Consider the following 13,552-nt stretch of genomic DNA (forward strand, 5'->3'; position numbering starts at 1 on the left):
CTTATTTATTACAAATCTAAATAATTATTCACTAATAATTTAATGTTTGGATAAGAATTATCCATTAATTCTGCAATCTCTTCTTTCTTTTTCCAAACCACTGCTTCTATGCCTTCTTCGGTTTGTGGTTGAGGTGTTTCTGTTCCTTCATAAAAAACCTCATACCAAAATGTTTGTTTAATAATATATTCTTTTTGAAAATAGATATGATATGTAGACATTAAAAATCGCTTCAACTCTAAGGGAGTAATGCTACATTCTTCTTCTATTTCTCTAATTGCAGATTCTTCCGTAGTTTCACCTTCTTCCATCTTACCTTTTGGTAAATCCCATTTTCCTAAACGGTAAATAAATAAATATTCATCTTTAGGATTACGAACTATACCTCCTGCTGCTCGGATTAGCTTGAAATAATCGAAAAACTTTTCCCAAACCTCCTCAATATTATCTGAAAAAATATTAACGTGATTTACACCTGAATTGGACAATAAATGAAATGCTTCATCGAATTGAGATTCGTGATGAAATAAAATATTTTTTGCTGCTGGTTTTGATTCTTGTGCGAAAGTCAGTGAACTTTCATTAAAAAAAACTTTGTACATTTGAGCGATTTGATACAAATTTATAAAAAACTCACAGGAATATGAAAGTAAATACAAATAAAGTACGTTTATCAAAAAATCAACAAGATGCTTTTGAATTCTTACTGAATATGGAAAACTATAAACAGTTGATGCCAACTGATACAAAATCCTTTGAAATCCATGAATCTGGAAAAGGTTTTACTGTAGGTGTTGGTGCATTACCAAAGGTAGGAATGCGTTTAAAAGAAACAACTGAACCTTCGCAAATTGTTTTTGAATCTCCGGCTCCAGCTTTTGATTATACATTAACTATAAATATTGAAGCTATTGATGAGAATACATCTGATGTACAATTAGATTTTGATGGAAAATTCAATATGATGATTGAAATGATGGCTAAAAAACCATTGACTTCATTCATCGAAACTATTGCAGAAAATTTAGGGAAACTTTAATTTTATCACTATAAAATAATAAAAAAGCACTTCTGTACAGAAGTGCTTTTTTATATTTAAAAGAATTGTAAATGTTATTTTTCAAGTTTTTCTATACGTTTAATAAGCTCTGCTTGCACAGCTTGTAAATCATTGATTTGTTTTTTATGATCACTTATAATTGAATATAATTCTTCTGTTTTTTGAGTTATAGTTGCTGTACCATTAAATTGTGTCGAACTCAATTTCTTCAAGATTCCATCTTTATCAACAACTAATAAGGCATCTGTAATTGCACCTTTTTTTAATCCTTCGATTTTAACTGGGTCTAGTGTTCCATATGGTTTTACATGTAAACGATGAGTAGGTGAGATTTCTCCTATACCAATTTTATCATATGTAGTATCACTTGTTCCAACTCTACCTAATACAATTGAATTACTAGCACCAACTCTAGATTGAGAACCTATTGCAGTACTAAAGAAAAATTCACTATTTAATACATCAGTTGGACCGCTACCGAAACCTAAAAATGTGCTATTATCAATTTTTTTAATTTGATTTCTATAATTATCATGATGAAGAATTTCGCTACCTAAGAAAACATTTCCAAATGATTTTAATTTACCATTCGGATTTGTACCACTTACATTTGAAGCTAAAATATCATTTCCAATAAAAATATTTTTACTTAAAATATCATTACCCACATTGTCTGGTCTCCATCCTTCTCCTGCTCTTTCTCCTATAAAAATGTAATAATCAGTAAAAGTAACACTACCACCTGCACTGTAACCTAATGCAACATTCCCTGTTCCTAAACTGTTATTTTTTAAACTTCCATAACCTATTGCAGTATTTCTATTACTTTTCATGGCTTGCAAAGCAAATGTACCTATAGCTGTATTATAAGCGCCATTTACTAATGTACTTAAAGAACTTGCTCCAACAGCTGTATTACCACGTCCAGCATCATTGACGTTATATGGGGCGAAAGCTTTTAATGAATTATAACCAACTGCTACCGGATATTCATCAATTGTGGTAACACTATTTACTTAACTTGATAATGCATCTTTTCCGATACCTACAGCTCCTATTTGTGTTTTGGCTAATTTTAATACATTTTATCCAATTGCAATATTATCAGACCCAGTTGTAATGGCATTTAAATTTGATTTACCAATTGCAATATTACTACTACCTGTTCCACCAACTCCGGCATCTTTGGTAATGTGGTTGTTGGTCCCAACTAAACGTAAATCTTGGTCATTAGGATTCATCACCCTCACCCATTTATCAGTTTCCCAATAATAAAATCCAGGTGTTACTTTATTTGCGACTAAAACTTCGGTAGGAGATATCTCTGTATTGTATACTAATAATGAATTTGAGGTTTCAATATTTCCTGTTAAAGGAGCAAAATTATTTGTCGCTGTCAGTTTTACTCTTGGTATTAGCACACCTTTATCAGCAGATTCTACATCTAATATTGAGCTTTCTGCCGGAGTAAAAGTTGTTTGTTTACTGATTCCAACTTGTGCGTTTAGTGAATTTGAAAACATAAATGAAGCTAACAAGCTCATCAGAAATAAAGGTTTTTTCATAGTTTTTTGGTTGATTTAAAAAAAATTATAAATAATAGGTTGGTAAAAATTATATTATAATTGGTAGACAAAAATATAGCTATTATCTTAATTGTATTATTCCCAGAATCAGCTATATATTAAACTATTTTTTAATCTATTTAAAAAACATCATCAATACATAAAAATACTTTTCTTGTGATATATACTAGATTGGAAAGTATATTAAACTTTATAATCTGTTCATTTATCATTAAATTTATGTAATCTTCATTTATACATAAAACAATGTTATACAACTTATTACATCAATTTATTTTACTGATTACAAAAAAAATCATTATGCTTATATTGGTGCTTTTTATTGGATATCATAAATCTAGTGGGCAATATATTCATGTGAAAAATGATTTTACACCGATCCAATTAGTAAAAGACATTTTTTTAGGTTCAAGTTGTATTGATATTGATGAAGAATCAATACGTCTGACGGGATATAACAGTGATAATACTATTAGCTATGGTTATTTTGAAAAAGGAAAATCAAATTTCCCTTTAGAAAGTGGTATTTTATTAACAACGGGAAACCTTAATGCAGCAGTTGGTCCTAATACTACCCTACAAAGCTTTACAAATTCAGATTGGAAAGGAGATAAAGATCTGGAGGAAGCTCTAAACTTAACTACGAATACAACTTATAATGCGACTATTTTATCTTTTGATTTTACGTCAATTGAAAATGATCAGATTATATTCGAATATATTTTTGCATCCGAACAATATCTCCGCACAAGCAATGAAGGAAACTGTGGTTATACCGATGGATTCGCTTTTTTAATAAAAGAGCACAATTCTCCAAATGATTATCTAAATATAGCTTTAATACCTGGCACTAATATTCCAGTATCAGTAAATACAATATTTGGAACGGGAGGTTTATGTACACCGGTAAATTCTCAATATTTTAGTCAATTTAATTTTAATAATTCTCCCACAAATTTTAATGGAGAAACTGTTATTTTGAATGCAATAGCTAATGTAACTCCAGGAAAAAAATATACAATAAAATTAGTTATTGCTGACCAGGGAAATGGTTTATACGACTCTGGAGTATTCTTAAAGGCAGGGAGTTTTTCAAATTCAATAAACTTAGGAAAAGATTTAACTATCACAGAAGGAACAGCATTATGTGAAGATGAAACATATCAACTAAATGCATATCATGAAAATGCAATAAATTATAAATGGTTTAGAAATGGACAACAAATAGCATCGGCAAATGCCTCCACATATCTAGTACATCAACCTGGAAAATATGACGTAGAGATTGAATTAGCTACTAGCTGTATCATAAAAGGGAGCATTATAATCGAATATCATTCTTCACCAATTATTAAAAACACTTCTTTTTATATTTGTGACGAGGATTTAGATAATAAGATTAATATTCATTTACTCCAATACAATAATCAAATTTTAGAAGGTTATAACAACACTATTAATATTCAATATTTTAATACATATCTGGAAGCCCAACAAAATATAAATTCTATAGAATATTTAGAATTATTAGTTCCCGACTTATCAAAAAATATTTATGTTAGGCTCCAAAACCAAAATTGTCTACCGATTATTGAACCTCTTTTCTTTATTTTACAAGAGTTAAGCACTTCTAATTCTGTAAATCCCTTTATTATTTGTGATGAAAATATGGATGGATCAGAATACATCGATCTTACCAATTATACTAGTTTTATTCTCAACGAAAATCCAGAATCTTTGAAATTTTTTGCTTCAGAAAATGATGCGAAATTAAATAAAAATGAAATTAGCGAACAACAAATCCTTACACAAAATAGTACTTTTTTTTTCCGATATTCTTATCTAAATAAATGTGAAAATATAGCCATACTTAATTTCCATTTTAAAACTATCAAAAAATCAGAGGTTTTGAAAGATCAAACGATCTGTCAGAATTCCACAACTTCATTAGATGCAGGCGAAGGATATGATTCCTATTTTTGGTTTCATAGTGGAGAAACAACTTCAAAAATTGAAAATGTTCCTATAGGAGTTTATCAAGTAAGATTAGAATTTGAGGGATGTTTCTATATTCAAGAGGTTGTTGTAAGCGAATCTGAAAATCCGATCATTGAAAATATCTTAATCCGTGGAAATACTGTAACAATTAATGTAACCAATGCTGATAATAACTTCCTATATGCTTTAGATAATGGTCCATTTCAATCTTCTAACGTATTTTATAATGTAACTATTGGTAAACATACGATTCATGTTAAGTCTTCGACAGAATGTACTATTATATCACAAGAATTTAGCATTATCGAATTTTTAAATTTTATTTCACCTAATCAAGATGGCATAAATGATTTTCTAAATTTTTCTCAGCTAAAGGAAAAAAACAATCCAATATTTAAAATATACAATCGTTTAGGAGAAATTATATTTGAAGGTTCATTATTTAATAATTTTATATGGGACGGAACCTTCAGAGGAAAAAAAGTATCTTCTGGTACATACTGGTATACGATTGAATGGAAAGAAATAGGATCTGAAGAAATTATATCTCAACATCATTGGATTTTGTTAAAAAGGAAATAATTTTATACCATGGAAAAATCGATAGCATTCCCCAAGAAAGATCTTATGATTGAACTTTTTTTAGCGGAACAAAATCTTGATCATTCACAAGAACTATTCTGGAATAAAATTAAAACAAATCCACAAGTATGGAAATGTAATGATGTTATTGAGGATAATTTTTGGGTCGTTGCCGGACATGAAAATCATATTGTATGGTATAATGATATTGTAGAAGGTTTTAATATTTCTAAGTTTAAAATTGAAGGAAAAATATTAGAATATTGCGGTTCTAAGCTTGAATTAACTGATGTATTAAATGAATTAATGCATTAAAATATGTTTAAAAAAATACTTAAATACATATGTTCAATATTTATCTTGTATAGTATATTTTTATATGTAATAAATTATAATTATATACCTTATTTCTCTACTAAATTCGGCGGTTATAAGCCAAATGGATATGGTCACTTAAATACACGTATTAAAGAGATAAAAAAATATTAATTATAATCTTGACATTCTTTTTTTAGGTTCCTCGCATACATATAGAGGATTTGATACTAGATATTATGTAAATAAAAAAACATTTAATTTAGGATCAAGTTCACAAAGTCCAGTTCAAACGAATATTTTATTAAAAAGGTATATTGATAATGTGAAACCTAAAATTGTGATATACGAAGTATATCCTCCAACATTTTATAAATCACAAATAAACCCTGCTCTTGATTTAGTTAGTAATGATAAAAATGATAATTTATCATTAAATATGGTTTTGTCCGCTAATGATATTAAACTTTATAACACTTTTTTGATTGCAAGTATAAATGATTTTTTTAATATTAATAAGAATAATATTGAGCCAATTGTCAAAAAAAATGATTATTATATTAAAGGAGGATTTGTAGAAAGCAAAATTAGTTTTGCTGATAAAAAAATTCATAATAATAACACGTGGAATATAGATTATAAGCAAATTGAAATTTTTGAAGAAAACTTAAAATTAATTAAAAATAATAATTCTAGGATTATTTTAGTATTTGCTCCAATATCTAAAAGTTTATATAACTCTTATAATAACAACTCTAAAATTGATAGTTTATTCAATTCTTTTAAAGTAGAATATTATAATTTAAACAAATTAATAGAAATCAATGATACACTTGATTTATATGATGATCACCATTTAAATAAAAATGGAGTTAAAAAGTTGAATTTAAAAATGATAGAAATAATCAATAAAAAAACCTGATCAAATTGATCAGGTTTTTAAATATTATATCAAATTGGATATTATCCCATTGTTTTTTCGTAACGCTTACGATCATTCTCTTTTAAGTGAATTTTACGTAAACGGATGAAGTTTGGAGTTACCTCGATACACTCATCACCTTGGATATATTCCATACATTCCTCTAAAGTCATTTCGATTTTTGGAGCAATTGTAGTAGAATCATCTTTACCTGATGCACGAATATTATTTAATTTCTTAGCCTCAACAACGTTTACAACTAAGTCATTATTACGAGAGTGCTCTCCTACGATCATACCTTCGTAAACCTCTTCACCTGGAGCGATAAAGAATTTACCACGATCTTGTAATTTATCAATAGAATAAGGAGTAGATGTACCTTGATCTTTAGAAATAATTACACCTGCAGAACGTCCAGCGATAGCACCTTTAAAAGGTTTATACTCTAAGAAGTTGTGTGCCATTACAGCCTCACCAGCAGTATTTGTTAACATTAATGAACGTAAACCAATTAAACCACGAGAAGGAATCTCGAACTCTAAGTGTTGCATACCTTCTTTAGCTTCCATTACTAATAAATCACCTTTACGTTGAGTTACTAAGTCAATGGCTTTAGAAGAGTAATCATCTGGAACATCAATTACTAACGTTTCATATGGCTCACATTTTACACCGTCAATTTCTTTGAAGATAACTTGTGGTTGCCCAACTGTTAACTCATAACCTTCACGACGCATTGTTTCAATTAATACAGATAAGTGCATGATACCACGTCCGTAAACTAATTGTGTATTAGAATCTTCTGTTGGCTCAACACGTAAAGCTAAGTTACGCTCTAATTCGTCAGTTAAACGATCAACTAAGTGACGAGAAGTCACAAATTTTCCGTCTTTACCAAAGAATGGAGAGTTGTTGATACCGAATGACATGTTCATTGTAGGCTCATCAATATGCATAATTGGTAATGCTTCAGGATTTTCTGGATCAGCGATAGTATCACCAATTTGGAATCCATCAATACCAACTACAGCACAGATATCTCCAGCTTTTACAACAGAAGCTTTAACTTTTCCTAAACCTGTAAAAGTGTATAATTCTTTGATTTTATGTTTTTTGAAAGATCCATCAGGCTTAGTTAAAGCAATCCAGTCTCCTTCTTTGATTTCTCCTCTTGTTACTTTACCTACAGCAATACGTCCTAAGAATTTAGAGTAATCTAAAGATGTAATTTGCATTTGTAATGCACCTTCATTTACTTTTGGAGCAGGCACGTGCTCTAAAATACCATCCATTAATGGAATAATATCTTCTGTACGTACATTCTCTGTGTTGAACCAACCTTGTTTAGAAGATCCGTAGAACGCAGGGAAATCTAATTGTTCCTCAGTAGCATCTAAGTTGAAGAATAATTCAAAAACTTTATCATGAACTTCGTCAGGACGACAGTTTTCTTTATCAACTTTATTGATAACTACTAATGGTTTTAAACCTAATTCTAAAGCTTTTCCTAAAACGAAACGAGTTTGAGGCATTGGTCCCTCAAAAGCATCTACTAATAAGATAACTCCATCGGCCATTTTCAATACACGCTCAACTTCACCACCGAAATCCGCGTGGCCAGGAGTATCGATAACATTGATTTTTACACCTTTATACTCTACCGATGCATTTTTAGAAAAGATAGTAATCCCTCTTTCACGCTCGATATCGTTGTTATCCATGATTAATTCACCTGACTCTTGGTTTTCTCTAAAAACGTTAGTTGAGTGAAGAATTTTATCAACCAAAGTTGTTTTACCGTGGTCAACGTGTGCGATAATCGCAATATTTCTGATGTTTTGCATTCTTGAAAATTATGGGTGCAAATTTACGACAAATTTATTTTTAATTACTATTTTATTGATAATATTTAAAATAATCAATTAAAAAGTCAGAAAAAGTTAATTTATATTTAAATTTCCCTATAAAATCGCATATTTTTTAACTATTATTGGATATAAATACAGCTCCTAAAGAGAAAAATTATAATTTAAAAATTAGCGACCATACTGTTCATAATAATCTTCTGCATATTTTTCTAATCTTTTTAATAATGCAATATTATCGTTTTCAATAGAAGTTAATTTGTCTTCAACATTTGTAAACAATGGAATATACCATTCCACAAAGTCAAAATACTGTCGTACTCCACGGTTTGAAAAGGAATAACCATGACGAGCAAAAATTGTATTTCGGATGATTTCTAAATCTAATTTTCTGAGATTTTTCAATTCCTTTTCAGTTAATTTTTTTGAAGATGCGTTTATTTTATAAATAGCATCTGAAGCTGCTCGGTTAACATTTATTACGTATTCTTCTCCTTCGTAGTTTTCTTTTTTATCTTTATAATTAACCCAATCCACTAAAGGATAATTTTCTACTTCTCCTTCATCATATTCAAAAGTATTAGGCTTCAGCATCAAATTTGAATCATATCTAAAGTCTTTACGTTTTAATGAAAATTTTCTTGAATATACAGGTAAATCTTTTCGTTTCGAATACCAAAATCCGTAGATAGAATCGTTATTTGGAGCTATATTAAATTTAAACGTTCCATCATATTTATGATCTCCCGGCTCTGTTACCACAACATATCGCGTAGAATCTGTATTTTTTATAGTCCCCACGAATGGACGCATATTTCCTGCAGTAACACTATAACCTTTTACGTCTTCATCGGTGATTTTTTGTATCACAAATCCTATACGATTAGATACTGAAAAAATTTCAGAACGATTATAATCGACAGAATCCGCTTCGAATATTCCAGCCCATAATCCATAATCGCTTTCGCTTATTTCGATATTCTCTGATTGTATCGTATCAGTAGTTTCGGGTGTGGCCAAGTTATTTTGCTTTTCATTTTTACATGAAAACATTATCATTAATAACAAAATATAGATAAATTGATATTTCATAGGATTCTACTTTTTAGAATAGTTAATATATATTTCGATAAGAATTAAATTCAAAACCCATCCTAACCAAGCTACTACTATATAAGCCTCCATTGGATTTGGTTTGAATAAGTAAACAATTATCACTTTCCATAATCGTAAAGTTAATGCCGACAAGGTTAATGCATAACTGCGCCACATATCTCGTTGATGCCCTTTAAAATTCTTATTTTTTATACGAACTAGCGCTCGTATTGTGTAAAAAATCCAAAGTATTCCGAGTATTATAAAGGCAAATTTTGCACCCAATCCTCCATTTGCATAATATCCTATAAATATCCCCGATGGTGCTGCAAATATTACAACTATAATAACGTAGGCATATCCTAGCCATTGATGTATTCTTCGAGGAACAATTTTCGCAATAGGAAAAAGCTGAACTAATCCGATTAATAAAACAAAGATTGAAAAAAAAACATGTATATAAAATACCGGTAAATAACCATTTACGTGTTCTACTTCATCTTGTTTTATTGCTAAAAATGCTACTTCATCTGTTAATACAGAATATTTTAGCGTAATCTGTATCATTAAATAGGTAAAATAAATCCAGATTGATATTAACAAGAATTTCCACCATTTTATATGTTTTATTAAGTTATTCACTATCAATTAAATTGAAACATTGGATTTAAATTTAATTGATTTATTTTGAAGTTAAACATTAAAAAAGCCTTTAGACATTTTCTAAAGGCTTTTTTAATAATTTATTGCTGTAAAGCTTTGGCTTTTTCTTCTTCAAGATTTTTTTGATATTCTGCGAACTCGTCATCAGTTTCATTTAAATCTTCTTTATGATATTTTCCTACTTCTACCTCAAATGTATCAGCAGGACCTGTAATTTTAATCGGTATACCTATAATCCCGAACGGTGGTAAACCTAGGCGCATACCAATATTCATGTAACCGTCTAAAGTTACTTGACCTTCTATACGAGGTCGGAATCCTGCAATTTTAAATTTTGTACGATCAATCGTCATTACATTATTCGCAATTGATGTATGGATTTTTATATTCTTTAATTTCGCATCGTGTAAGGCATCTTTTGATGTCTTTTCTGCAACAGTATTAAATACTTTAAAACCCATTAATTGAACATCTTCTACCACAAGATCTCCATTTCCTTTTATAGTTTTTAGTTTAGGAAACATATCTACTCCTAGATTTCCTTCTAAATGATAATCTAATGATACTTTACCATGAGCCTTTTCTGCGGCACTTGCTATTTCTCTAAATAACGTAATTTCTTTGTACGCACGCTGAATATCAAAGTTATTACCCTTTATATCAAAACTAAATTTAGCGTTTCTAGCATTAATTGGATGATAAATTCCATTTAAATTAAATGTAGAACCAACTAAATTAAATTGAGTTTGATCTAATTTTAGGTTTCCTTTATTCAAACTTAGATTCCCGTTAAAATTATCTAATACTAAATCATTATACAATACTTTTTTAGCTTTTCCATTAATCTTTACATCCACATTTTTTGGTAACAATACGACTCCTTCAGCTGACGAAGATGTTGTAGTTTCATTCGTATTGAAAGCCATAAAATCATTAATATTAATTTTTTCAGATGTGAAATTAATATCACCTTTCAAAGTTTCAGTATCTTTTAAGCTATAGTTGATGTAATTAGAAACTTTCCCATCAAAAATAAATTGATTACGCTTATATCTTGCTTTAACGTTTTCAAAGGTTAACTGACTTCCACTAAATTTAAAAGATCCTTCTTTGATTTTAAACTTGCTCGGAAAATACTTTGTATTAATAGTTATGTTTTCTAACTTAACAAATCCACGATTTTGCAAATTTTCTAAAGCAGTTCCATTATTTCCTTTTAATCCTAGGTTTGCTGTAATAATACCATCTACGTCTAATCCTTCAATTGGGAACAATTTGTAAAAATCACCAAGTTTTAATTCACCCTTTGAATGAATTCTATAATCTAAATGATTAAAATCTTTTAAATCAGCATTAATCATAAAAGGTTTTCCGGCTAACGTAAACGAAATGGGTAATACTTTTACAGATAAGTCACTAAAAGATCCTCTACCACTTTTTATTTGAGTTTCAATATTTATATTTTCTAAAGGTAGATTTGGCATATCATCGTAACGTAAATATCCATTTTTCACCACTAATACAGTATTGCTAACTGGAACTATTTTACGCACTGGGTCATAAATTCCATTTACTTTCATTTGTGCAAACAAATCACCTCGCAGATCGATACCCTCTAGCGGATAAATTTTATAAATATCTTGTAAATGAACCTTTGCTTTAAAATTAGCATCAATCGGATAATTTTTAAAATTTTTAATGTTAATTTTCCCAAATAAATAATTGTCTAAAGCTTTTGCATCTATCTGATGAATGGCTAATGATGTATGATCAAAATTTCCATCTTTGTTATCCATTTCCATATCAAGATTAATATGATCGATAGCTGCTGGCATTTCATCTAATTTGAAATACCCATTTTGAAGAGTAGTTTTTAAATGAAAAGTTGGAATTTTTTGAAACAATTTTTTATCTGTATATTGTATAGAACCTTTCCAATTTCCTTCTAAATTTAAAATCCCTTTTGTAGAAATATGTTTAAATCCTGTTGCATTTTTCAATGCTTCTAAATCTACATTAGAGTTGATTTCCCCTTCAGAATACATTGTTTTTCCTGCTAAGTAGGTAAAGTTAGCCTTAGTCTTTCCTTCTAATAATTTAAAATCTAGATTATCCACCTTTATCCTTAATTTCTCAGGGTCTAAGGAAGGTAAATCTATTACAGAAACTAAATTTAAGTTTTTAATTGGTGTAGGAGATTTTTTATAATTAAGGCTTGCGTCATTTATTTCTGTTTCTATATAGACATCTGGATTTTGATTTGTATCCGAATTCATAATCCCTTTAACGGTCAACAAAATTTTTGAAGAACCTCCCATTTCCACATCCTTTGCCCATTGTTGATACGTTTCTGGAATAAGAGCAGAAACATATTTTAAATTATTATTTTCGGAAGCAATGGTTAAATCAAAAACTTTACTTTCATTAGGCATTTGAAACTTTCCTTTTAAAGTAAATGGGAAGTGTCCAAGTTCTAACTGATTATCTATAAAATCAAAAGTAAAAGCATTTAAATCAATGGTAGAATTTACTTTACCCTTTAAGGTAAGATGTTTTATAAACGTTTCTTTATCATATACGAAGAAAGCATCTTTTATATCTGTATTCGCATCTAAGCGTAATATATTATCCTTAAAATCAATAAATCCGTCGTAATCAAAATTCTTTAAATTTAAATTAACTTTAGTAGCTAAGTCCGCGTATTGAAAATTGGAGTTGGAAATTTTTATATCATTCAAGACTAATCCAACATCAGTTTGTTCATCATTTTCCATTTCTTGTGAAGGAATCATGATATCATAATTATTACGCCCTAAACTATCTACTTGGATTTGTATATTAGCTTTATCGATATATAATTCATTAAAGATAATTTTATCACCAAAAAGAGATTTAATATCTACTCCTAATGCGATTTCTTTTGCATCAATTAAGTTAGTATTACCATAGGGAGGTGTACCTTTGATGGAAGAATCTTCTAAAGTAACTGTAAGTTTTGGAAAGTGTTTAAAAAAGGAAATATCTAATTTTTTAAATTCCACTTCAGTTTTTACATAATTTTTTGCAACATCCTTGATCCCATTGTCTATTGTCCCTTTAAATAAAAATGGCGACAAATATAAAACTAGCGCCATTCCTCCAACTGTTATACCTGTTCCTTTCAGGATCTTGTATACTTTTGGAAGGGCTGTTTTTTCCTTCTTCATAACTGTTTTAAATCGACTGCAAATTAGTTCAGATAATACTGAATAAAAAAATATTGATAAAGATTTCCACCGCAGTTTAGGTGGATTAACCTCATTTTAGCGCATAAAAAAAGTCAAGCGATTTGCTTGACTTTTTGTGACCTGGCTGGGGTTCGAACCCAGGACCCCAACATTAAAAGTGTTGTGCTCTACCAGCTGAGCTACCAGGTCTCCGTTTGGAGTGTTACTATTTTTATACTTCTTAGTAACATGAAGTTTGT

11 protein-coding genes and 1 tRNA gene are annotated in these 13,552 nt (G+C 29.4%); 4 read left to right on the plus strand and 8 right to left on the minus strand.

From position 1 onward, the window contains the following. Positions 1 to 8 precede the first annotated feature (8 nt). A complete protein-coding gene (locus IM532_RS12400) occupies positions 9 to 602 on the minus strand; it encodes an NUDIX hydrolase (protein ID WP_194183793.1) in 594 nt (197 codons plus the stop codon). 41 nt (positions 603 to 643) lie between these two features. On the opposite strand from IM532_RS12400, the gene IM532_RS12405 reads away from it, so the two are divergent. After that, positions 644 to 1,039, plus strand: a complete 396-nt coding sequence (locus IM532_RS12405; protein ID WP_194183795.1) for an SRPBCC family protein — start codon at positions 644 to 646, stop codon at positions 1,037 to 1,039. Positions 1,040 to 1,113: 74 nt separating this feature from the next. On the opposite strand, the gene IM532_RS12410 is transcribed toward IM532_RS12405, so the two are convergent. Continuing rightward, a complete protein-coding gene (locus tag IM532_RS12410) occupies positions 1,114 to 1,893 on the minus strand; it encodes a hypothetical protein (protein ID WP_194183797.1) in 780 nt (259 codons plus the stop codon). A 252-nt stretch (positions 1,894 to 2,145) separates the two neighbouring features. Then, positions 2,146 to 2,625 (minus strand): hypothetical protein, encoded by a 480-nt coding sequence (locus tag IM532_RS12415; RefSeq protein WP_194183799.1) that lies wholly within the window; start codon positions 2,623 to 2,625, stop codon positions 2,146 to 2,148. A gap of 321 nt (positions 2,626 to 2,946) precedes the next feature. Here IM532_RS12415 and IM532_RS12420 point away from each other — a divergent pair, with 321 nt between their 5' ends. From IM532_RS12420 to IM532_RS12430, 3 genes are all read left to right on the plus strand, one after another. After that, entirely contained in the window at positions 2,947 to 5,226 is a 2,280-nt protein-coding gene (locus tag IM532_RS12420; protein ID WP_194183801.1) for a choice-of-anchor L domain-containing protein, read from the plus strand. A 9-nt stretch (positions 5,227 to 5,235) separates the two neighbouring features. Continuing rightward, positions 5,236 to 5,541 carry a hypothetical protein gene (locus IM532_RS12425; protein ID WP_194183803.1) on the plus strand — a complete coding sequence of 102 codons (306 nt, stop codon included), beginning with the start codon at positions 5,236 to 5,238 and terminating at the stop codon, positions 5,539 to 5,541. Between the two features lie 340 nt (positions 5,542 to 5,881). Then, complete coding sequence (locus IM532_RS12430) at positions 5,882 to 6,463, plus strand: hypothetical protein (protein ID WP_194183805.1); 582 nt, start codon at positions 5,882 to 5,884, stop codon at positions 6,461 to 6,463. Between the two features lie 41 nt (positions 6,464 to 6,504). Here IM532_RS12430 and typA read toward each other — a convergent pair whose 3' ends face one another. The 5 genes from typA to IM532_RS12455 all read right to left on the minus strand — a co-directional run bounded on the left by typA (position 6,505) and on the right by IM532_RS12455 (position 13,502). Then, positions 6,505 to 8,307: a translational GTPase TypA gene (gene typA, locus IM532_RS12435; protein WP_194183807.1), complete on the minus strand. Its 1,803-nt coding sequence runs from the start codon at positions 8,305 to 8,307 to the stop codon at positions 6,505 to 6,507. A 192-nt stretch (positions 8,308 to 8,499) separates the two neighbouring features. After that, positions 8,500 to 9,420, minus strand: coding sequence for a YARHG domain-containing protein (locus IM532_RS12440; protein ID WP_194183808.1), 921 nt, complete (start codon positions 9,418 to 9,420; stop codon positions 8,500 to 8,502). A 6-nt stretch (positions 9,421 to 9,426) separates the two neighbouring features. Further along, entirely contained in the window at positions 9,427 to 9,990 is a 564-nt protein-coding gene (locus IM532_RS12445) for a DUF2306 domain-containing protein (RefSeq protein ID WP_194183810.1), read from the minus strand. A 176-nt stretch (positions 9,991 to 10,166) separates the two neighbouring features. After that, a complete protein-coding gene (locus tag IM532_RS12450) occupies positions 10,167 to 13,292 on the minus strand; it encodes an AsmA family protein (protein ID WP_194183812.1) in 3,126 nt (1,041 codons plus the stop codon). A 137-nt stretch (positions 13,293 to 13,429) separates the two neighbouring features. Beyond that, a tRNA-Lys gene (locus tag IM532_RS12455) sits at positions 13,430 to 13,502 on the minus strand. Positions 13,503 to 13,552 lie beyond the last annotated feature (50 nt).

The sequence above is a fragment of the Faecalibacter rhinopitheci genome, from assembly GCF_015234135.1.
In the GTDB taxonomy this organism is placed as follows: domain Bacteria; phylum Bacteroidota; class Bacteroidia; order Flavobacteriales; family Weeksellaceae; genus Empedobacter; species Empedobacter rhinopitheci.

Bases quoted from the DNA above. Each gene is read 5' to 3' on its own strand.
- typA (WP_194183807.1), bottom strand. From the start codon at position 8,307: ATGCAAAACATCAGAAATATTGCGATTATCGCACACGTTGACCACGGT.
- IM532_RS12450 (WP_194183812.1), bottom strand. From the start codon at position 13,292: ATGAAGAAGGAAAAAACAGCCCTTCCAAAAGTATACAAGATCCTGAAA.
- IM532_RS12400 (WP_194183793.1), bottom strand. From the start codon at position 602: ATGTACAAAGTTTTTTTTAATGAAAGTTCACTGACTTTCGCACAAGAA.
- IM532_RS12425 (WP_194183803.1), top strand. From the start codon at position 5,236: ATGGAAAAATCGATAGCATTCCCCAAGAAAGATCTTATGATTGAACTT.
- IM532_RS12445 (WP_194183810.1), bottom strand. From the start codon at position 9,990: ATGATACAGATTACGCTAAAATATTCTGTATTAACAGATGAAGTAGCA.
- IM532_RS12405 (WP_194183795.1), top strand. From the start codon at position 644: ATGAAAGTAAATACAAATAAAGTACGTTTATCAAAAAATCAACAAGAT.
- IM532_RS12410 (WP_194183797.1), bottom strand. From the start codon at position 1,893: ATGAAAAGTAATAGAAATACTGCAATAGGTTATGGAAGTTTAAAAAAT.
- IM532_RS12420 (WP_194183801.1), top strand. From the start codon at position 2,947: ATGCTTATATTGGTGCTTTTTATTGGATATCATAAATCTAGTGGGCAA.
- IM532_RS12440 (WP_194183808.1), bottom strand. From the start codon at position 9,420: ATGAAATATCAATTTATCTATATTTTGTTATTAATGATAATGTTTTCA.
- IM532_RS12415 (WP_194183799.1), bottom strand. From the start codon at position 2,625: ATGAAAAAACCTTTATTTCTGATGAGCTTGTTAGCTTCATTTATGTTT.